The 19,779-nt window shown below is 65.5% G+C and carries 15 protein-coding genes, 1 tRNA gene and 1 pseudogene; 8 read left to right on the forward strand and 9 right to left on the reverse strand.

Annotated elements, in window-relative coordinates; genetic code table 11:
• Positions 1-194: 194 nt before the first annotated feature.
• The 9 genes from IPQ13_12185 to IPQ13_12225 form a co-directional block, all read right to left on the reverse strand.
• On the reverse strand, positions 195-2,291 hold the full coding sequence (locus tag IPQ13_12185; GenBank protein ID MBL0211650.1) for a xanthine dehydrogenase family protein molybdopterin-binding subunit: 2,097 nt from the start codon (positions 2,289-2,291) through the stop codon (positions 195-197).
• Positions 2,288-2,764, reverse strand: a complete 477-nt coding sequence (locus tag IPQ13_12190) for a (2Fe-2S)-binding protein (protein ID MBL0211651.1) — start codon at positions 2,762-2,764, stop codon at positions 2,288-2,290. The genes IPQ13_12185 and IPQ13_12190 overlap by 4 nt, the downstream gene beginning before the upstream one ends.
• A 401-nt stretch (positions 2,765-3,165) precedes the next feature.
• Positions 3,166-3,241, reverse strand: a tRNA-Thr gene (locus IPQ13_12195).
• Between the two features lie 137 nt (positions 3,242-3,378).
• Positions 3,379-3,918, reverse strand: a complete 540-nt coding sequence (locus IPQ13_12200; protein ID MBL0211652.1) for a hypothetical protein — start codon at positions 3,916-3,918, stop codon at positions 3,379-3,381.
• Between the two features lie 59 nt (positions 3,919-3,977).
• The gene (locus IPQ13_12205) at positions 3,978-4,778 is read right to left on the reverse strand and encodes a hypothetical protein (protein MBL0211653.1); all 801 of its coding nucleotides are present in this window, start codon (positions 4,776-4,778) and stop codon (positions 3,978-3,980) included.
• A 34-nt stretch (positions 4,779-4,812) separates the two neighbouring features.
• Positions 4,813-6,228, reverse strand: a complete 1,416-nt coding sequence (gene accC / locus IPQ13_12210) for an acetyl-CoA carboxylase biotin carboxylase subunit (protein MBL0211654.1) — start codon at positions 6,226-6,228, stop codon at positions 4,813-4,815.
• 3 nt (positions 6,229-6,231) lie between these two features.
• The gene (gene accB / locus IPQ13_12215; GenBank protein MBL0211655.1) at positions 6,232-6,864 is read right to left on the reverse strand and encodes an acetyl-CoA carboxylase biotin carboxyl carrier protein; all 633 of its coding nucleotides are present in this window, start codon (positions 6,862-6,864) and stop codon (positions 6,232-6,234) included.
• Between the two features lie 83 nt (positions 6,865-6,947).
• Complete coding sequence (nusB, locus tag IPQ13_12220; protein MBL0211656.1) at positions 6,948-7,436, reverse strand: transcription antitermination factor NusB; 489 nt, start codon at positions 7,434-7,436, stop codon at positions 6,948-6,950.
• The gene (locus tag IPQ13_12225; GenBank protein ID MBL0211657.1) at positions 7,436-7,912 is read right to left on the reverse strand and encodes a 6,7-dimethyl-8-ribityllumazine synthase; all 477 of its coding nucleotides are present in this window, start codon (positions 7,910-7,912) and stop codon (positions 7,436-7,438) included. Before IPQ13_12225 ends, nusB begins: the two co-directional genes overlap by 1 nt.
• A 141-nt stretch (positions 7,913-8,053) precedes the next feature.
• Here IPQ13_12225 and IPQ13_12230 point away from each other — a divergent pair, with 141 nt between their 5' ends.
• The 8 genes and pseudogenes from IPQ13_12230 (at position 8,054) to IPQ13_12265 (ending at position 19,731) form a co-directional block, all read left to right on the forward strand.
• A complete protein-coding gene (locus tag IPQ13_12230) occupies positions 8,054-10,042 on the forward strand; it encodes a hypothetical protein (GenBank protein MBL0211658.1) in 1,989 nt (662 codons plus the stop codon).
• On the forward strand, positions 10,039-11,982 hold the full coding sequence (locus tag IPQ13_12235; protein MBL0211659.1) for a hypothetical protein: 1,944 nt from the start codon (positions 10,039-10,041) through the stop codon (positions 11,980-11,982). The genes IPQ13_12230 and IPQ13_12235 overlap by 4 nt, the downstream gene beginning before the upstream one ends.
• Before the next feature lie 3 nt (positions 11,983-11,985).
• Positions 11,986-12,910: pseudogene (locus IPQ13_12240) on the forward strand (NADH-quinone oxidoreductase subunit H).
• A gap of 9 nt (positions 12,911-12,919) precedes the next feature.
• Positions 12,920-13,555 (forward strand): hydrogenase, encoded by a 636-nt coding sequence (locus IPQ13_12245; GenBank protein MBL0211660.1) that lies wholly within the window; start codon positions 12,920-12,922, stop codon positions 13,553-13,555.
• 3 nt (positions 13,556-13,558) lie between these two features.
• Positions 13,559-15,034, forward strand: a complete 1,476-nt coding sequence (locus IPQ13_12250; GenBank protein ID MBL0211661.1) for a hydrogenase — start codon at positions 13,559-13,561, stop codon at positions 15,032-15,034.
• Positions 15,031-16,548, forward strand: coding sequence for an NADH-quinone oxidoreductase subunit C (locus IPQ13_12255; protein MBL0211662.1), 1,518 nt, complete (start codon positions 15,031-15,033; stop codon positions 16,546-16,548). The genes IPQ13_12250 and IPQ13_12255 overlap by 4 nt, the downstream gene beginning before the upstream one ends.
• A gap of 7 nt (positions 16,549-16,555) precedes the next feature.
• The gene (gene nuoB, locus IPQ13_12260) at positions 16,556-17,350 is read left to right on the forward strand and encodes an NADH-quinone oxidoreductase subunit NuoB (protein ID MBL0211663.1); all 795 of its coding nucleotides are present in this window, start codon (positions 16,556-16,558) and stop codon (positions 17,348-17,350) included.
• A 125-nt stretch (positions 17,351-17,475) separates the two neighbouring features.
• On the forward strand, positions 17,476-19,731 hold the full coding sequence (locus IPQ13_12265; protein MBL0211664.1) for an aconitate hydratase: 2,256 nt from the start codon (positions 17,476-17,478) through the stop codon (positions 19,729-19,731).
• Positions 19,732-19,779: the final 48 nt, after the last annotated feature.

Genomic DNA, 19,779 nt, shown 5'->3' on the forward strand with positions numbered 1-19,779 from the left:
CGAAGCCCTGGTGGCGCAGATGCAGGAAGAATATTCAAGAGCCCGGGAAGACCAGCACTTTATGGCCCTTCGGGCCGTTGATGTCCCCCCTGAAACTAGACCGAAGTTTTTAAAAGGAAGTCGATGATCGTCTGCGTCTGCCGATTGGGGGGCTTGGGCGGGACTGGAATGGAGGTTGGACCTTCCGGATCAAGCTACTTCGCAGGAACGAGCTTCAGAGCCTCGAGGACCCGTTCGGGAGTGAACGGCACATGGGTTACCCGAGCGCCTGTGGCGTCGAAAACGGCGTTGGCCAAGGCGGCGGCCACCGGCACCACGGGGGGCTCGCCGATGCCTTGAGTGGCCATGGTGGAATTGTCTGCGAACACGACCTGGATGCGGGGAATGGCGGAAAATCGGGGCAGCAGGTAGGTATCGAAGTTCTTGTCGAGGATGCGGCCGCCCTTGAAGCGGATCTCCTCGCTGAGGGCCTGTCCGATGCACATGGTGATGGCTCCCTCCACCTGCTGGCGGGCCCCGTCGGGGTTGACCACCAGGCCGACATCCACGGCCTCGAGAAAGCGCTCCGTCTTGACCTTCCCGGTGCTCTTGTCCACGGCCACCTGGGCCACGGCCACCACGAGACCCTGGCGCCAGGCACCGCAGGCCAGTCCGATGCCTCGGCCCGTGGGTCCGGGCGCGGGCTCCCAGCCGAAGGTCTCCACCGCCAGGTCCAGGAGGCGCAGGAGACGGGCATCGGTGATGAGACGACGGCGAAGGGTCACGGGATCCACGCCGGCTTTGGCCGCCAGCGCATCCAACTGGCTTTCCCGGGCGAAAGCGTTGGTGTGGGCGTTGGGGGCACGCCAGGCGCCGACCTTGAGGGGATGGAGGCCAGGGACGGCTGGAGCCTGATACCGGTTCGACTGCATTTCGTAGGAGAGCTCGGCCTCACCTTGGGAGACGCCCGCCACGGTGTTGTCCCAGAAGGTGATGGCGCTGCGCCCGGCGTCCAGGCCTGAGCGGATCTTCACCACGGCGGCCGGGCGGTAGGTGTCCATGAAGAGGTCTTCCTCACGATTCCAGCTCACCTGGATCGGCACGCCGGGGATCTTATGGGCGATGCGGACAGCCTCGATGGCCCCAGGGCCCACAAGCTTGCCGCCGAATCCTCCCCCCACGAACTGGGCGATGATGCGGACCTTGTCCTGGCCAAGCTTGAGGGCCTCGGCGACAGAATCGCGGAGGACGAAGGGGGACTGGGTGGAGGCCCAGACCGTCATGCGCCCTTCCTCCCATTTGGCGACGCAGGCATGGGGCTCGAGGGTGGCGTGGCTCTCATAGGCGTTGCGGTATTCCCCCTCCACCACGGTGGCAGCCCGTTTTTCACCGGCGGCCAGGTCGCCGCGGGAGATCACCACTCGCTGACCTGGCGCTGCCTTGTCCACGAGGTATTGGTAGATGCGGGCATCGTCCACATCGGGTTCGACCCCCTCGAAGGTGCCCTTCACGAGGGCGAGGGCCTTGCGGGCGGTGTCGGGCTGTGGGTGGAGCACGGCCAGGAGGGTGCCATCCCGCACGATGCGGACGCCGGGAATCCGCTCAGCGGCCGCCGTGTCCGCGGCGGCGAGGTTCAGGCCGTGGGCAGGGGGCCGCAGGATGCAGGCATGGAGCGTACCGGGAAGCCGCAGGTCGCCTGCATACTTGGCGGCGCCGGTGATCTTGGCGAGGGCGTCCTTGCGGGGGACGCGGCGCCCGATCAGGGTGCAGTCGGAAAGGGGCTTGGGCTTGACCTTGCCCAGGTGCCGCTCCATCTTCCGACCCTTCACCAAGTCGCCGAAGGTAGTGCGGCGCTCGGGGGCCGCCTTCACCCAGATGGCGCCATCCTTCAGGGTCAGGTCCGCGACCGGGGCTCCCAGGGTTTTGGATGCCATTCGCAGGAGCACAGCGCGCGCTTCCGCGGCAGCGCCTCGCAGGACAGGGGCCGTGTGCCACATGGTGAGGGAACCGCCGGTGGGCATATCCCAAGGGCAAAGGTCTGTGTCGCCCATGAGCATGTCCACTTGGGCGGGATCCAACTCCAGTTCCTCGGCAACGAGCATGGCCAGCACGGTCATGGCGCCTTGTCCCAGTTCGGCCTTTCCCACGAAGCAGCCCACGCGCCCATCGGCTGAAATCTTGAGGAACGCATTGAAATCCTCGGGGTAGGCCCCGGGCCGGGTCGGTACGATCGGTGCTGATCCGGCGGGGGTGGTGAAGAAGAAGATGAGCGCGCCGGAAGCGACGCCCTGGAGGAAGGACCGCCTTCTCATCGCGCACCCCCCATGGCCTTGCCTGCCGATTCGACCGCGTCCAGGATCCTCACGTGGGCCCCGCAGCGGCAGAGGTTCCCCTCCATGGCTTCGACGATCTCGGTTCTGGTGGCCGCAGGCTTCTTCTTCAGGAAGGCCCAGGCAGCCATGATCATCCCGGAGGTGCAGTAGCCGCACTGGAAGGCGTGGTGGTCCTGGAAGGCCTTCTGCACGGGGTCCAGCTTTCCGTCCAGGGCCAAACCCTCGATGGTGAGCACCCTCTTCCCGGCCACATTGCCCAGCGTCGTGGAGCAGGAGGGCACAGCCTCGAAGTCGACGAGCACGGTGCAGGCCCCACATAGTGCGGCCTCGCAGCCCACCTTGGTACCCGTGAGCCCCAATTCGTCGCGCAGGACCCATACCAGCATGCGGTCACTGGGACTCGCGACGGTGACCGGCTTGCCATTAAGCATGAACGAGACGGTGGCGTTCATCGGGAACCTCCCAGGAAGAGGGCATGGCGCGGGGACGCCACATTATATTCCTGGAACCGAAAATCAACGCCGAGGATAGAAGTCTGAACCCGCCAGCAATCGATGAAAAGGGCGCCGATGTCATGGATCACTGCCTTCTTTGGACCGATTCATCCGGGGCCAATGCGAGCCCGATGCGAACCCATCTCGTTTTTCAAAACAACAGTGCGACCGTAAACCCGCGCTGGGTTTGGAGCCGCTTACCGGGATCGAACCGACCCCTCCGGGGCGCGGCCTGGCTGGCCCCGCCGCTTAACGCTGCGATCGCTGCGCGCTCTTCGCTACGGCTTGCGGGCCGCCATGCCGATCGCTGGTCCGCTCCCGTCAAGCGGGGGTTTGGAGGGCCCTTCGGGCCAATAATTTGGAGCCGCTTGCCGGGATCGAACCAGCGACATCCTGATTACAAATCAGGTGCTCTACCAACTGAGCTAAAGCGGCACGGATTCAGTTTAACTGGGGTGGTGCAAAGGTGGTACCCGAAGCAAGCTCTCCGCACTTTCGCACGTTTTTACGCCTCGACTTTTCGACTTTTCGACTTCTTGACTTCTCGACTCTCGGACTTCTGCCGCGCCGCCTCAACGCACCAGGTTTTCCTCGCTCCAAGGCTTAGCGGGTCTGGGAAGGATGGACTCGTCCACGCTTCCACGGACCGGCACGACCCAGGTCCATCGCAGCAGTCGCACCTCCTGTGTGAATTTAAGGCGCACCCGGCAACGCCGGGCGCCTTCTTCTTCGAACATCTCCACCTCGATGGCCCCATCCTGAAGCTGGATGCCCGAGAGTCCCAGGCGAAGGGCTTCGGCGCGGAGATCCGCTTCCACCTGGGTCGCTTCCATTCCTTCGGATCTCCGTGCGGCGAAGGCTGCCTTGTCCAGGAGCACGAAGCGGGCCCAGAGGACCGGCGCCACTTTCCAGGCCAGCGTTGCGACCGCCAGCAGGGGCAGGAGCAAGGCCAGGCGCCGCCGCCGGCGCCGCCCCGCATAACCCCGGAACCAGCCCACCAGCTCCCAGAGCGCCATCGCGAGCAAAAAGAGTGCCCAGACCAGCAGCACGCCTATCCAGACCAGGCTGTCCAGGAGCTTGGAACGCAGGGCTGTGGCCGACGCTTCGGGCATGGTCGAAGGGTAACCCCGATGGCGGGAGCCGTGGCCGCAGGAATCCCCACAGGATCAGGTCAGCGGGAACTGTGGGCCTTCATCACCAGCCCCAGGGCCAAGCGCCTCAGGTCCTCCTTGCTGTTGCCCACCTTGGCGAGGGTGCGCAGTTCGGCCAGCGGAAGGGTTTCCAGCAGGCGCTGGGCCACGGGCGTGGGGGTTTTCGGATTGCGCACCAGGGCGATGCGGATATCGGCGCTGGCCAGCCAGCGCCGGTCCGAAGCGATCCGCTGCAGGATGTCCGGGGATGCGTAGGGGGATTTGGCGATGGCCAACACGTTTTCAGAATCCAATTGGGGGTTGGAAAGGAGGTTGAGCAGGACGGGCGCCATGGTGTCGCGGCTCAGGATCACACGCTCCCCCCGGTCGGCCTTCAGCGCCAACTGGACGCGCTGGGGGACGTCCAGTTCCCGGATGCGGAAGATGGGAGAGGTGCCCAGGTATTCCCCGGCCTCCACCGGGGCTGAACTGGCCTTGTCCTGGGGTTCATCCAGGCCGGATTGTCCCAGCATGGATTCCAATTGCTGGTCTTGGGTTCCGCTCCAATCCGCGAATTGGAAGGCGGCTTCGAATTCGGCCCCGCTCGGGAAGGTCTGGACCGGCGTCGCGTGAAAGCGCAGGCCTCGCCCACCCTCCAGCCCGGCGGTGAAGGCGAAGGTGGCGAAGGGCTCGGGCGCCTGATCGAGCCGGAGGAGGAAGGCCTGGCGGTCGAGGGCATCCTTGAAGAAGCCTTCAAGGGCTTCCCGCGAGGCGAAACGAAGCGTGATTTCCGAATCGCCAAGGTTGGCTTCGACGCGCATCCCGCCCATGGATTGGGGCATTCAGACCTCGCCTTCCTGGATCCTCCCGCCCGCGCTACAGCTCCGCTTCGATCTCCGCCATGAAGGTCTCCATCCACTTGGTGCTGAAGCCCCCGGAGATGAAATCGGGATGGTCCATGATCTTGCGGTGGAGCGGCGCGGTGGTCTTGACGCCTTCGATGACCAGGGTGTCCAGGGCGCGGCGCATGCGGGACAGGGCCTCGGTGCGGCTGTTCCCATAGGCGATGAGCTTGGCCACCATGGAATCGTAGGTGGGCGGGATGACCGCGTCCTGGTACATCGCCGTGTCCACGCGGATGCCGGGGCCGCCGGGGAAATTGAGGGCGGTGATGCGGCCGGGGCAGGGGGTGAATTTCCACGGATCCTCGGCGTTGATGCGGCACTCGATGGCGTGGCCGCGCTGCACCACGTCATCCTGGGTGAAGGTCAGCTTCTGGCCGGCGGCGATGCGCAGCTGCTCTTTCACGATGTCGATGCCGGTCACCATCTCCGTCACGGGGTGTTCGACCTGCACGCGGGTGTTCATCTCCATGAAGAAGAAGTCGCCGCGCTTGTCCAGGAGGAATTCCACGGTGCCCGCGTTGTAGTAGCCCACGGCCCTGGCTGCCTTCACGGCGGTGTCGCAGATGCGCTGGCGCAGGTCGGCGGAGATGGCTCCGCTGGGGCTTTCTTCGATGAGTTTCTGGTGGCGGCGCTGGATGGAGCATTCGCGCTCGCCCAGGTGCACGATGTTGCCGTAGAGGTCGCCCATGATCTGGACCTCGATGTGGCGGGGCTCCAGCAGGTACTTTTCCATGTACACGGCGTCGTCGCCGAAGGCGATCTTCGCCTCGCTGCGGGCCGTGTGGTACAGCTCCGGCAGTTCTTCGGCGCTGTTGCAGATGCGCATGCCGCGCCCGCCGCCGCCGGCCGAGGCCTTGACGATGACGGGATAGCCTATCTTTTCGGCATTGGCCAGGGCTTCGTCCACGGTTTCCACCAGGCCATCGCTGCCGGGCATCAGCGGGATGCCGGCCTCCTGCATGGTGGCCTTGGCCTGGGCCTTGTTGCCCATTTTGCGGATGATCTCGGGGTTCGGGCCGATGAAGTTGATGCCACAGGCCTGGCAGACTTCCACGAAATAGGCGTTCTCGCTCAGGAATCCGTAGCCCGGATGGATGGCCTCGGCCCCGGTGACTTCGGCGGCGGCGATGACCTGGGGGATGTTCAGGTAGGACTTGGCGCTGGGCGCAGGGCCGATGCAGACTTCCTCGTCGGCGAAACGGACGTGCAGGGAATTGCGGTCGGCCTCGGAATAGACCGCCACGGTCTGGATGCCCAGCTCCTTGCAGGCCAGGATCACCCGCAGCGCGATTTCACCGCGGTTGGCGATGAGCACTTTCTTGAAGGGCGGCTCCTCGGCGTGGGGAGCCGATACCTTCAGGGCCTTGCGCTTGATGGCGGCGGTCATGGATCAACCCACGCGCGCGGCGAACAGGCGCTCGCCATATTCCACGGGCTGGCCGTTTTCCACGAGCACCTTGACGATCTCCCCGGTGATGTCGCATTCGATCTCGTTCATGAGCTTCATGGCTTCGACGATGCACAGGGTCTGGCCGGGCCTCACTTTGTCGCCGATGCTCACGAAGGCGGCGGCTTTGGGATTGGCGGACCGGTAGAAGGTGCCCACGATGGGGCTGGTGATGTAGTGCAGGTCCGGGTCGTCCATGGGAATGCCGGGCTCGGGCGCGGCGGCCGGGGCCACCGCCAGGGTGGCTGGAGGCGGCGCCTGGGCCAGCAGGTGGCCCACGGGTGAACCGAAGGAGGAGGCGGCCGGGGCGTTCGCATACGTCACCTGGGGGGCCGGGGCATGGATGCTGTCTTTCCGGATGCGGAATTTCATGTCGCCCGCTTCGAATTCGAACTCCTGGAAAGGTTCCTTGCCCACCAGCGCGATCAGGGACTTGATCTCATCCAGGCTCAAGTAGGTGGATCCGCCGGATTTCGACGGGGCCGCGCCCTGGGCGGCGGAAGGCTTGCCGGTCTTGGCGGCGGCGCGGGCGGCGGCGGGAGCTTGGGGGGCGTTGGCTTTTTTCCGGGTACTCATGCGTGGGGTCTCCGGGGGAAGGACTGCTGGACGGGACATTCGGGTTGGCGGGAAAGCCATCGAGCATAGCGCAGGCGATTCTGCTACGCAGGTTCGGGCGGTTCAGGCTTGGGTGGTGGTGCAGCCGCTGGTGATTTTCCGTGCCGGCGCGGTGTTTCATTTTCCGAGCCCCGGAATTCCTTGCGCGCGGCGTCCAGGATGCCGTTGAGGAACTGGGTTCCTTCCTGGTCGCTGAATTCCTTGATGATCTCCAGGGCCTCGTTGATGACGATGGGGAAGGGCACTTCTTTCAGGTACATCAGTTCGTAGAGGCTGAGCCGCAGCAGGTTCCGGTCCACCACGGCCATGCGGTGGATCTTCCAGTGCTCGGCATAGCGCTGGAGCACCGCATCGATCTCCTCGAGCTGTCCGTGGACGCCGTCCACGAGCCTCCGCGCGTAATAGAAGGCGTCCCGGTTGAGATCCTGGATGGCGGAGAAGCCAGCGAAGACCTGGTCCGGCAGGTAGCCATTCATATCCATGGCGTAGAGCATTTGCAGGGCGTATTCTCGGCCCCGGCGGCGAACGCCCATCAGCGTTTCTTCCCGAAGGCGCGGTTGAGATCCGCCAGCTCGATGAGGGCCGAAGCGGCTTCCCAGCCCTTGTTGCCCATCTTGGTGCCGGCCCGCTCGATGGCCTGGTCCACGCTGTCCACCGTGAGGACGCCAAATACTGTCGGGACGCCGGTCTGCATGGCCACCTGGGCCGTGCCCTTGGTGACTTCAGCGGCGATCAGCTCGAAATGGGGCGTGCCGCCGCGGATGACGCAGCCCAGCACCAGGATCCCTGTGTACTTGCCCGATTTCGCGGCCAGCAGCGCCATCTGGGGCAGCTCGAAGCAACCGGGCACCTTGATGAGATCGAATTGGGATTCAGAGCCTCCGTGGCGGAGGAGGCAATCCGTGGCGCCGCCGATGAGGCGGTCCACGATGAAATCGTTCCAGCGTGCAGCCACCAGGGCGAAGCGATCGCCCTTGTCCACGCGTAATTGGCCCTCAAAGATCCCCATGGGAACCCCCCTCAAGGTGGTCGGAACCGATAAGCCTATCACGGATGCGCGACCGGCCAAGGGAGGATCCCAGGCCCACCGGCCCGGCGTGAATATTTCCTAATGATCCCGGGGGAAAGCCCCCCTAGACTGGGGGAACGCATGTTGGCCCTGCATTTGGTTCTCTTGGGTGCTGCGCTCTGGTTGGCTTCCGGTCTTGCCGTGCTGGGACGCCCGAGCGAGCGGGCCTCCTTGCCTTTGAGTCTGCTGGGCTCGGCGCTCGGTCTCGTGGGCGCTGTCTCATGTCTCATTCAAGGCGGCGGCACCCTGGCCTTTTCTTTCGCTGGCTTTCCCGCGCATGTGGCCATGGACGCGCTTTCCGCGGCCTTCCTGCTGCCGCTTCACCTGGTGGCCGGTCTGGGCGCCCTGTACGGCTCCTCCTATTGGCCCCTGGACGCGCCCAAGGGCGCCGGACGGTCCCTTCGCTTCTTCTTTTCGTTGTTGGCGGCCGCCATGAGCCTGGTGTTCCTTGCGCGCCAGGGGATCTTCTTCCTTCTGGCCTGGGAAATCATGGCGGTTGCGGCCTTCTTCCTCGTCGGAACGGACCACGAAGATGCGAAAGTCCGGCGGGGGGCCTGGGTGTACCTGGTGGCGACCCATCTGGGCACCATGATCCTGATCGCCATGGTGATCCTGCTGGCCCGGCGCAGCGGGGGATGGCACTGGGACCTGGTCCCGGGGGGGGTGGCTTCCCCGGCCCTCGACACGGGGATCCTGGTCCTGGCGGTGCTGGGATTCGGATTCAAGGCCGGGTGGATCCCCTTTCATTTCTGGTTGCCCGCGGCCCACGCAGGAGCGCCCAGCCATGTTTCCGCCATCCTTTCCGCGGTGATGTTGAAAACAGGCATCTACGGGGTCCTGAGGATTTCGGGCCTCCTGCCCTGGATCCCCGCCGGCGTCGGCGGGGTGCTGCTGCTGCTGGGGGCCGCCACCGCCCTATACGGTGTGTTCTACGCCCTGGCCGAGCGGGATTTCAAACGCCTGCTCGCCTACTCGAGCATCGAAAACATCGGGGTGATCGGCATGGGAATCGGGCTCGGACTCACGGGCCGGGCCACCCATGATTCCTGGCTGACGGCGCTGGGGTTCGGATCGGCCCTGTTGCATGTCTGGAACCACGCGGCCTTCAAAAGCCTCCTGTTTTTTTCCGCGGGCTGCGTGCTGCACGCCACCGGAACCAGGGACATGGAGCGGCTCGGCGGCCTGGCTGCGCGGATGCCGGACACCGCCCGGTGGTCCTTCGCGGGCGCGCTGGCCGTGGCCGCCTTGCCTCCCTTCGGGGCTTTCGTCAGCGAATGGGTGCTGTACCGCGGCTTCTTCGCCGCGCTGCTGAGGGGGTATCCCTGGTCCGCGGGCCTGGCGCTTCCGGCGCTCGCCCTCGCAGGGGGGCTCGCCGCGGTGGCCTTCGCGAAATTCTTCGGGTTCGTCTTCCTGGGCTCGCCGCGCAGCGCCCTGGGCGAGCACGCCCATGATCCCCGCCCTTCCATGCTGGTCCCCATGGGCGTGCTGGCATCGCTTTGCCTCGCCCTGGGCCTTGGCAGCGCGTGGCTGCTTCCCGCCCTCGACCGGATGGTGGCGGTTCTGGCGCCTGGAACGCCGGGCCTGCTCACTTCGAGCCTTGGTCTTGAGCTTCGGATGATCGGCGGATTCGGCGCGGCCTTGCTCGTTCTTGGCGGCCTGGCCTGGGCCTGGGCGCGCCGTCCAGCCATTGTTCCGGGACCAGGGCCGGCGCTGGATCTGCCGACCTGGGGGTGCGGGTATGCGGCTCCATCCGCCCGGATGCAATATTCCGCGGATTCCTTTTCCGATGGGTGGGCGAAACTCCTGCCTGGACGGCGCATCAGGATGCGGCGGCTGAAAGCCGTTTTCCCGACGCCCTCGAGGTTGCATCTGGAGCTTACGGATTCGGCCGGACTCGGGTTTCTTGAATCCAGGGTGGAGCGGTTGGCCGCCCGGGCACTGTGGTTTCGGAGGCTCCAACCGGGCTTTCTGACGATCTACCTGCTGTATGTCCTGCTCGCGCTCCTGGGCGTCTTCCTCTGGATGCTGGCCAGACCCTGGTTGCAAGCGCTGTCCGGGTGGTCCGCATGACCCTCTATCTCTCGGCGATCCTGTTCGCGGCGCTGTCCGGCGTGCCGGGACTGTTCGACCCGAAGCACGGGGCCCGGAGCGCCGCGGCGCTCATGGGCGTTGCGGCGCTGCTCGGCATCTCCGCCTCGGCCTGGCTGCTGTTCGGAGGGGCGGACTCGAAGCTCGCGTTGCCTGGAACCTCGCTGATCTCCTGGGGCCTGCTGGCCTTCGACCCCATCGCGGCCTTCTTCCTGGTGCCGGTGCTCCTGGTCTCCCTGAGCGCCTCGATCTATGGAATCGGCTACTGGGGGGAGCATCAGGAGGGAGCCTCCAAGGTGAGGTTGTTCCTCGGCCTTTTGGCTGCCTCCCTGGCGTTGTTGGTGGGTTCGGTCCACACCTTCGTGTTCCTATTGGCCTGGGAAGGCATGGCGCTCCTGGCCTTCCTTCTGGTGATGACCGAAGACCGGGAACCCGAAACCCGGCGGGCCGCCTGGATCTACCTGACCTGCACGCACACCGGGACCCTGCTCCTGCTGGGCGCCTTCGCGGTCATGGCCGGGGCCATCGGCGGCTTTGAACTCCACCGGCTGCCGCATGGGTTCGCCTCGAGCGGCAAGGGCACGGCCATGTTCGCGCTGTTCCTGCTCGGATTCGGATTCAAGGCCGGCGCGCTGCCCCTCCATTTCTGGCTGCCGCCGGCCCATGCGGCGGCCCCCTCCCATGTCTCTTCCCTAATGTCCGGGGTCCTGATCAAGATGGGCATCCTGGGCTTCATCCGCCTGGCCTCCTGGGTGCCGGATCCCCCGGTCTGGTGGGGCGGGACCCTCGTGGCCCTGGGCGCTGTCTCAGGGATCATGGGCGTGGCGCTGGCCCTGGGACAGCACGATCTGAAGCGGCTGCTCGCCTACCATTCCATCGAAAACATCGGAATCATCCTCCTTGGCCTCGGGCTTGGATTCATCGGCAAGAGCTCCGGCCATCCGGCGCTGCAAGTGCTTGGTTTCGCCGGGGCCCTGCTTCATACGCTGAACCACAGCCTGTTCAAGGGCCTGCTCTTCCTGGCCGCGGGGTCGGTGGTGCATGCGACCGGCACCCGGGACCTGGAACGCATGGGCGGGCTCGGGCGTTCGATGCCCAGGACCGCGGCCGCTTTCCTGGCGGGGGCCTGGGCGATCTGCGGGCTCCCGCCCCTCAATGGCTTCGTGAGCGAGTGGTTGATCTACCTGGCGGCTTTCCGGGGATTGGCGCAGGCCCGTTGGGGCTTCTCCCTCATCACACTGGGGGCGCTTTCGATCATCGGGGCGCTGGCCCTGGCTTGCTTCGCCAAGGCCTACGGCATCGTGTTCCAGGGCGAGCCCCGCAGCGAGGAGGCAGCCCAGGCCAGGGAGTCCCCCCCGGCCATGCTCGCGCCCATGGGTTTCCTGGCCGCCGCCTGCGTGGGCCTGGGCCTCGCGCCGGCGTTCATCGCCGGGCCCCTGGACCGGGTGCTTTCCATGCTGGCGGGAGAGGCGCAGCCACTTCCCGCCCTGGGCAGCCTCGCGGGACTCTCCTGGTTGTCCTTCCTGGCCATCCCTCTGCTCGTCCTCGGGTTCATCCTTTGGAAATGGGCTGCTCCGGAACCACAACCAAGGCGGCAGCCAACCTGGGGTTGCGGCTACGCAGCGCCGAATGCGCGGATGCAATACACGGCGTCCTCGTTCTCCGATGGCCTGGTGCAGGGAATGAGCTGGGTCCTCTGGCCAAAAACAGTGGGCGGCCGGGTCCGCGGATTCTTTCCCTTTCCGCGCCGTTTCGAGACCCATCTGCCTGATCCCGTGCTGGACCGAGTCGCCGGACCCGGACTCAGCGGGTCTGCCTTTCTGCTGTCCGGCCTGCGGTTCCTGCAGGCCGGGCACATGTCAATCTACCTGTTGTACGTCCTTCTAACGCTGCTTGTGCTACTGGTCTGGATGGTGGTCTGAACCATGCCTGAATCCCTGTTCGCCCACACGCTCCAAGTGCTCCTGCACATCCTCACGGCGCTGCTGCTTCCGCCGCTCATCCCCGGCCTCATCAATAAAGTGAAGGCCCTCATGGCCGGCCGCAGCGGCCCGCCGGTGCTTCAGCTCTACTACGACCTGGCCAAGCTCTCCCGGAAACAGGCGGTCTTCAGCCGCACCACCACCTGGGTATTCCTGGCCGGACCCGTGGGGGCCGTGGCGGTGGGCCTGGTGGCGGCGATGCTCGTTCCCTTCGGCCATGCACACGCACCCCTGCGCTTCCAGGGCGACGTCATCCTGTTCGCCTACCTCTTCGGCCTGGCCCGTTTCCTCACGGTGATCTCGGCGCTCGACACGGGTTCGAGCTTCGAAGGCATGGGGGCCGCGCGCGAAGTGACCTTCGCGGCGCTGGCGGAACCCGCGCTGTTCCTTGGCTTCGCGGCCCTGGCGAAATCCACCGGCAGCCTGTCCCTCTCGGACATGCTGGCCCACTCGGGCCCGCTGTTCAAGTTCTCGGGGCCGCTGGTCCTGGTGCTGGCGGGCTGGGCCATCGTCTATATGGCGGAAAATTCCAGGATTCCGGTGGATGATCCCAACACGCACCTGGAATTGACGATGATCCACGAGGTGATGGTGCTGGACCACTCGGGACGGCCCTTCGCACTGGCGCTCTATGGCGCGAGCCTGAAACTGCTCGTGCTCGGCGCGCTGCTGGTGGGGCCGATCCAGCCGCGGAACGGGAATCCCTTGGTTGGATTGGCTGGAGTTCTACCTGGCCCTCGGCGTCCTGGCTGTGGGCGTGGGCTTCGCGGAAAGCGTCATGGCGCGGTTCCGCATGACCAAGGTGCCCCAGTTCCTCGTGGCCGGCGTGCTGGCGACGGCCTTCGCTTTCCTGCTGATGCTGGTGTAGGAGCCTGCCATGCTGCACGACATCCTGATCACCCTGACCGTGCTCACCAATTTCACGCTGGTGGCCACCAGCCGGATCCAAAAATCCATCCAGGTGGCGGCCTTCCAGGGCGTCCTGCTGGGCCTGCTGCCGCTGACCTTGGGCCAGGGCTTCCATATCCACATCCTGCTCATGTCCGCCGCGGCGGTGGTGGTGAAGGGCTGGTTCATCCCCTTCCTGCTCCGCAGGGCTTTGCAGAAGGTGCACATCCACCGGGAGGTCCATCCCTACATCGGCTACACGGTCTCCCTGATGCTTTGCGCCTTGGGCACGGGGATGAGCATCGTGCTGGCCCACAACCTTCCCCTGAAACCCGGCGGACCTTTCGCGCTCTTCGTTCCGGCGGCGCTGGCCACGCTCTTCACGGGCTTTCTGCTGCTGGTGTCCAGGCGCAAGGCCATCACGCAGGTGGTCGGCTACCTGGTGCTCGAGAACGGCATCTACCTGTTCGGCCTGATGCTGATCGAGGACATGCCGATCCTGGTGGAAACCGGCGTCCTGCTGGACCTCTTCGTCGGCATTTTCGTCATGGGGATCGTCATCAACCACATCAGCGTGGCCTTCGATTCCATGGACACGCGGCAGCTCGCCGAGCTCAAGGACTGACGGATGGCTTGGTATCTGATCGTCCTTCCTCTTCTCGCGGCCGGAGTCGCCTTTGCGATTCCCTCGCCCATGTGGCGCGTGCGCATCCTGGCCACCACCGCCATCCTGCACCTCGTGGGCCTGCTGGCCGCGCTGGGGGGCTGGGGAATGCTGCCCGCGGGTGCCTGGCTGGGATTGGACGCATTGGGCGGATGGGTGCTGCTGGTGATCAGCGTGCTCTTCCTGGTCTGCGCGCTCTATGCCCCCGCCTACCTGGCCCTGAGGCCTGACCGGGACGGCCGGATCTTCACCGGCAGCCTGTTGAGTTTTCTGGGGCTGGCCTCGCTGCTGGCCCAATCGCAGCATCCCGGTCTCACCTGGGTGGCCATCGAGACCACCACCCTGGCGACGGCGCCGCTGATCTACTTCAACCACAACCGCCATTCCCTGGAAGCGACCTGGAAATACCTGTTGATCGGATCGGTCGGCATCGCGCTCGCATTGCTCGGCACCCTTTTCTTCGCGTACGCAGCCAGCATGGGCGGGGTCGAGGAGCCGCTCTTGTACGGCCGCTTGATGCATGAATCGGCCCTGCTTTCGAGACCCTGGCTGAGGGCGGGCTTCGTGCTCACCCTGGTGGGCTACGGCACCAAGATGGGGCTTGCGCCCATGCATACCTGGAAGCCGGATGCCTACGGCGAGACGCCCGGCATCGTGGGCGCCCTGCTCGCGGGCGGCGTCACCAGCTGCGCTTTCCTGGCCTTGCTCCGGCTCTACGCGGTGGTGTCCGCCGCGGGGGAGGCCCAGTTCGCCAACGAACTCCTGGTGGGGTTCGGTTTGCTCTCGATGGCCTGGGCCATGGTCTTCATGGTGCGGCAGCTCGATTTCAAGCGCCTGCTCGCCTACTCCAGCGTGGAGCACATGGGGATCCTCGTCCTAGGCATCGGGATCGGCGGCAATGCGGCTAAATTCGCGCTCTACCACCTGGCCGCGAATGCCTTGGTGAAGAGCGTCCTGTTTCTCTCCGCGGGCAACATCCACCGAAGTTATGCGAGCAAACAGCTGCCCTACGTCACCGGCGCCATCAGGCGCACACCCGTATCGGGATGGCTGTTCCTGCTGGGGTTCCTGGCCATCACGGGCACGCCGCCCTTCGCGCCCTTCATCAGCGAGTTCAACATCGCCTATTCGGCGCTCACCACCGGCCATGTGTGGGTCGGAACGGCTTTCCTGGTGCTGCTCGGGGCCATCTTCCTGGGCATGAGCGACACGGTGGTCAAGGTGATCTTCGGAACGCCCAGCGCCCAGCGCGTGCGCACCCCGTACAAGGACACCTTCGCCACCACGGCCCCCATGATCGCGGCGCTCACCCTGGCCCTGGTGATGGGACTCTGGCTGCCCCGCCCGCTCCAGGACATGCTCAATGGCGCCGCGACGATGGTGGGAGGCCCCGCCGAGCGGGAGCAGGCGCCCCGCGCAGTGGCGGGAGGCCGGCCATGAGCGGATCGGCCTTCCTTCCCGTCCTCAACGGCCAGGCCCTCCCGTTGTCGGCCATCCCGGAATCGGGCCTGGAGGATTTCCGGCAGGCGATCATCCAGGGAGTCCACGACGGCCAACGCCTCGCCTGCCTGTGCGCGGATGCCGAGCTGCGCCTGTTTGCGGTGCTGGCGGATGATGCCGCCAAGCAGCTTCGCATCGGCCGGACCCGCCTGGCCCAGGCGCGCTACCCCTCGATCACGACCCAATGCATCCAGGCCCACCTCTTCGAGCGCGAGATGGCCGAACAGTTCGGCATCGTGCCGGAGGGGCATCCCTGGTTCAAGCCTGTGCGCTTTCACCCGTCCTGGGCGGACGGGCGCGATGCCTGGGGACGCAGCTCCAAGCCGGCGCCTGCGGTGATGGACTTTTTCGCCGTGAGCGGCGAGGAGGTCCACGAAGTGGCGGTGGGGCCAGTCCATGCGGGCGTCATCGAGCCCGGCCACTTCCGCTTCCAGTGCCATGGCGAGACTGTGCTGCACCTTGAGATCGCCTTGGGCTTCCAGCATCGCGGCATCGAAAAGGCGATGGCGGGCGGGCCCCATCCCCTCAGCTTGAAACACGCGGAAACCGTTTCCGGCGACGCAACCATCGCCCATGCCTGGGCCTTTTGCCGGAACCTGGAAGGCCTGGCCGGGAGCCAAGTGCCAACGCGTTCGGAGTGGGTCCGGGGCGTGGCCTTGGAGCTGGAGCGCATGGCGAACCACGTGGGGGATCTCGGCGCCCTGGCCGGGGATGTGGGCTTCCTTCCCACTTCATCCTTCTGCGGGCGCATCCGCGGAGACTGGTTGAATCTGAGCGCCGAGGTCTGCGGGAGCCGGCTGGGGCGGGACTGGCTGAGGCCCGGCGGGCTTCGCCAGGAGCTTGAACCAGACCTCGCCACGCGGTTGATGCCCCGGCTGGCCAAGGCCTGGGCCGACACGCAGGACGCCATCGCGCTCCTGTGGGGAGCCGCCTCGGTCATGAACCGCTTTGAAGCGGCGGGCCATGTGGATGAATCGCAGGCCCGCGAAATCGGCCTGGTGGGCGTCGCGGCGCGGGCCTGCGGCATCGGGCTGGACGTGCGCAAGGACCATCCCTTCGGTCCCTACGCGGAGCATCCCATTGCGCCTTCCCTGGCGGAGAGCGGCAACGTCCACTCCCGCGCCTGGGTCCGCTGGCTCGAGTTGATGGAAAGCCACCGCTTCCTTTCCGAAGCGCTCCAAGGCCTGGCTTCGACGCCGCCAGATGCGGCGCCTCCGCCCCTGGGGGCCCTGGCGCCGGACAGCCTTTGCGTTTCGCTCACCGAAGGCTGGAGGGGGGAAGTCCTACACCTGGCCGTGACGGATTCCATCGGCCGCTTCGCCCGCTACAAGATCGTGGATCCCTCCTTCCACAATTGGTTCGGCTTGGCCCTTGCGATGCGAGGGGAGCAGATTTCCGATTTTCCCCTCTGCAACAAGAGTTTCAACCTGTCCTACTGCGGCCACGATTTGTGAGACGCCCATGATCCACATCCTGTTGTCCCGCCTGCGCCAGGGCCACCGCACCCTTCCTTATCCCAGGGAACTGCCGGCGTTGCCGGAGCGCTTCCGGGGGCGGCCCATTGTCGATGCGTCCAAATGCGCCAACACGTCGAACGACGGGGCCATGGAGGACTGCCGGCTCTGCGTCGAGGTCTGCCCCACCGAGGCCATCGCGCTCCGCGAAGGGGTTCCCGCCATCGATCTCGGCAAGTGCCTGTTCTGCCCCGAGTGCGAGTCGGCCTGCCCCAAGGGAGCCATCCACTACTCCGGGGACCACCGCTTGGCCACGCGCTCCCGGGAAGATCTCATGGCGGACAACAAGGCGGAGTACCGATTGGCGAAAAAGCTGGACGCTGAGCTGATGCGCGTGTTCGGCCGTTCCTTGAAGCTCCGGGTGGTCAGCGCCGGCGGCTGCAATGGCTGCGAGGTGGACGTGAACGTGCTCGGGACCATCGCGTGGGACCTATCGCGCTTCGGCATCAGCTATGTGGCGTCGCCGCGGCACGCGGACGGCCTGCTCATCTGCGGCCCCGTCAGCCAGAACATGGAGGAGGCCCTCCGGATCACCTACGATGCGGTCCCTGCGCCGAAGCTGGTCATCGCGGTGGGCGCCTGCGCCATCAGTGGCGGCCCCTTCCGTTCGCACTCCGAACAGCTTGGCGGAGCCGCTTCGGTGGTCCCCGTGGATCTCTTCATCCCAGGCTGTCCGCCGCATCCGCTCACGATCCTGGACGGCCTGCTGCGGCTGCTCGGAAAACTGAGGAAAAGCGCCTAGAGCATGAATATCCGCCCCCTGGTCAGGGCCCCCCGAAGCGGGTTGTGCCCGATGTCTCAGCAAGTTTCCAAAGGCGTTGGCTGCGGCAGAGATAAACTGGTGTTTTGGCTCATTTGGAGACCCGCATGGCCCGCATCGAATCCAGCCCCGAATTCGTCCGTTCCGTCTACGCGAAGATGGAAGCCAACCTGAAGGTGGTGTGCCAGCGCCTGAACCGGCCCCTTTCCCTGGCTGAAAAGATCGTCTACGGCCATCTGGACAACGCCGCGGAGCAGGAGATCGCGCGGGGCAAGTCCTATCTGGATCTTCGTCCCGACCGCGTGGCCATGCAGGATGCCACGGCCCAGATGGCGCTGCTCCAGTTCATGAGCTCGGGCCTGCCCCAGGCCGCGGTTCCCTCCACCGTCCACTGCGACCACTTGATCCAGGCGGAACTGGGCAGCGACACCGACCTGGCCAAAGCCAACAACGACAACAAGGAGGTCTACGACTTCCTGGCGAGCGTCTGCAACAAGTTCGGCCTGGGATTCTGGAAACCCGGCAGCGGCATCATCCACCAGGTGGTGCTGGAGAACTACGCTTTCCCGGGCGGCATGATGATCGGCACCGATTCCCACACGCCCAATGCCGGCGGCCTGGGCATGGTCGCCATCGGCGTCGGCGGCGCGGACGCCGTGGATGTGATGGCGGGCCTTTCCTGGGAACTCAAGGCGCCAAAACTGATCGGCGTGAAGCTGACCGGCAAGCTGAATGGCTGGACCTCTCCGAAGGATGTGATCCTGAAGCTTGCCGGCATCCTCACCGTCAAGGGCGGCACCGGCGCCATCGTCGAGTATTTCGGTCCCGGCGTGGATTCCATCTCCTGCACGGGCATGGGCACCATCTGCAACATGGGCGCGGAGATTGGCGCCACGACCAGCCTGTTCCCCTTCAACCACAGCATGTCCAGGTACCTCCGGGCCACCAGCCGCGTGGCCATCGCCGAACTGGCCGAAGGCTTCGCAGAAAACCTGAGGGCCGACGAAGGTGCTGAATACGACCAGCTCGTCGAGATCGACCTGGACACCCTGGAGCCCCACATCAACGGCCCCTTCACGCCGGATCTCGCCTGGCCGCTTTCCAAATTCGCCGGCGCGGTGCGCGAAAAAGGCTATCCCGAAGAGCTGAAAGTCGGGCTCATCGGCTCCTGCACCAACTCCAGCTATGAGGACATGGAGCGGGCCGCCAGCGTGGCGAAGCAGGCCCTGGACCACGGCCTCAAGGCCAAAAGCGAATTCACCATTTCCCCGGGTTCCGAGCAGATCCGCGCCACCATCCAGCGCGATGGCCAGATGGCCACCTTCACGGCCGTCGGCGGCGTGGTGATGGCAAACGCCTGCGGCCCCTGCATCGGCCAGTGGAAGCGCCACGATATTCAAAAGGGCGACAAGAATTCCATCATCACGAGCTTCAACCGCAACTTCGTCGCCCGCAATGACAGCAACCCCGAAACCCACGCCTTCGTCGCATCGCCGGAGATCGTCACGGCCTTGGCCATCGCGGGCCGCCTGACCTTCAATCCCATGACCGACGAGCTCAAGGGCGCTGATGGGACCGCATTTAAGTTGAATGCGCCCTCAGGCGACCAACTCCCGCGCCGAGCCTTCGATCCCGGCGCGAATACCTACCAGGCCCCCGCCGCTGATGGTTCCAAGGTCTCCGTGGTGGTAGCCCCCGCCAGCGACCGCCTGCAATTGCTGGCGCCCTTCAAGGCTTGGGAAGGCGCGGATCTGCTGGATCTGCAGCTGCTCATCAAGGCCAAGGGCAAGTGCACGACGGATCACATTTCCATGGCTGGCCCCTGGCTGAAATTCCGCGGCCATCTCGACAACATCTCCAACAACCTGCTCATCGGCGCCATCAATTTCACCAATGGGCTCGCCAACACGGTGAAGAACCAGCTCACGGGCGAGTACGGCGCCGTGCCGGCCACGGCCCGGGCCTACAAGGCCGCAGGCCAAGGCTGGATGGTGGTGGGCGACGAGAACTACGGCGAGGGATCGAGCCGTGAGCACGCCGCCATGGAGCCCCGGTTCCTGGGTGGCCGCGCCATTCTAGTGAAGAGCTTCGCCCGCATCCACGAAACGAATCTCAAGAAGCAGGGCATGTTGCCCCTCACCTTCGCCACGCCAAGCGATTACGACAAGATCCAGGAAGACGACCGGCTCAGCATCCTGGGCCTTACCACCTTCACGCCCGGCGTGCCGCTCACCTTGGTCGCCAAGCACAAAGATGGGTCGGAAGATAAAATCACGCTCAACCACACCTTCAACCAGGGCCAGATCGAGTGGTTCAAGGCCGGGTCCGCGCTAAATCTGATGGGGCAGAAGACCAAGCAGTAGCCTCCAACGCCTTCATCGCCATAAAGGGCCCCGATCGGGGCTCTTTGG

Source organism: Holophagaceae bacterium (genome assembly GCA_016720465.1).
Classification (GTDB): Bacteria; Acidobacteriota; Holophagae; order Holophagales; family Holophagaceae; genus JANXPB01.

Coding starts and splice junctions, on each gene's coding strand:
- IPQ13_12185 (MBL0211650.1), bottom strand. CDS start 2,291: ATGAGAAGGCGGTCCTTCCTCCAGGGCGTCGCTTCCGGCGCGCTCATC.
- IPQ13_12190 (MBL0211651.1), bottom strand. CDS start 2,764: ATGAACGCCACCGTCTCGTTCATGCTTAATGGCAAGCCGGTCACCGTC.
- accB (MBL0211655.1), bottom strand. CDS start 6,864: ATGAGTACCCGGAAAAAAGCCAACGCCCCCCAAGCTCCCGCCGCCGCC.
- nuoB (MBL0211663.1), top strand. CDS start 16,556: ATGATCCACATCCTGTTGTCCCGCCTGCGCCAGGGCCACCGCACCCTT.
- IPQ13_12225 (MBL0211657.1), bottom strand. CDS start 7,912: ATGGGGATCTTTGAGGGCCAATTACGCGTGGACAAGGGCGATCGCTTC.
- IPQ13_12250 (MBL0211661.1), top strand. CDS start 13,559: ATGGCTTGGTATCTGATCGTCCTTCCTCTTCTCGCGGCCGGAGTCGCC.
- IPQ13_12255 (MBL0211662.1), top strand. CDS start 15,031: ATGAGCGGATCGGCCTTCCTTCCCGTCCTCAACGGCCAGGCCCTCCCG.
- IPQ13_12200 (MBL0211652.1), bottom strand. CDS start 3,918: ATGCCCGAAGCGTCGGCCACAGCCCTGCGTTCCAAGCTCCTGGACAGC.
- IPQ13_12245 (MBL0211660.1), top strand. CDS start 12,920: ATGCTGCACGACATCCTGATCACCCTGACCGTGCTCACCAATTTCACG.
- IPQ13_12230 (MBL0211658.1), top strand. CDS start 8,054: ATGTTGGCCCTGCATTTGGTTCTCTTGGGTGCTGCGCTCTGGTTGGCT.
- accC (MBL0211654.1), bottom strand. CDS start 6,228: ATGACCGCCGCCATCAAGCGCAAGGCCCTGAAGGTATCGGCTCCCCAC.
- IPQ13_12235 (MBL0211659.1), top strand. CDS start 10,039: ATGACCCTCTATCTCTCGGCGATCCTGTTCGCGGCGCTGTCCGGCGTG.
- IPQ13_12265 (MBL0211664.1), top strand. CDS start 17,476: ATGGCCCGCATCGAATCCAGCCCCGAATTCGTCCGTTCCGTCTACGCG.
- IPQ13_12205 (MBL0211653.1), bottom strand. CDS start 4,778: ATGCCCCAATCCATGGGCGGGATGCGCGTCGAAGCCAACCTTGGCGAT.
- nusB (MBL0211656.1), bottom strand. CDS start 7,436: ATGGGCGTTCGCCGCCGGGGCCGAGAATACGCCCTGCAAATGCTCTAC.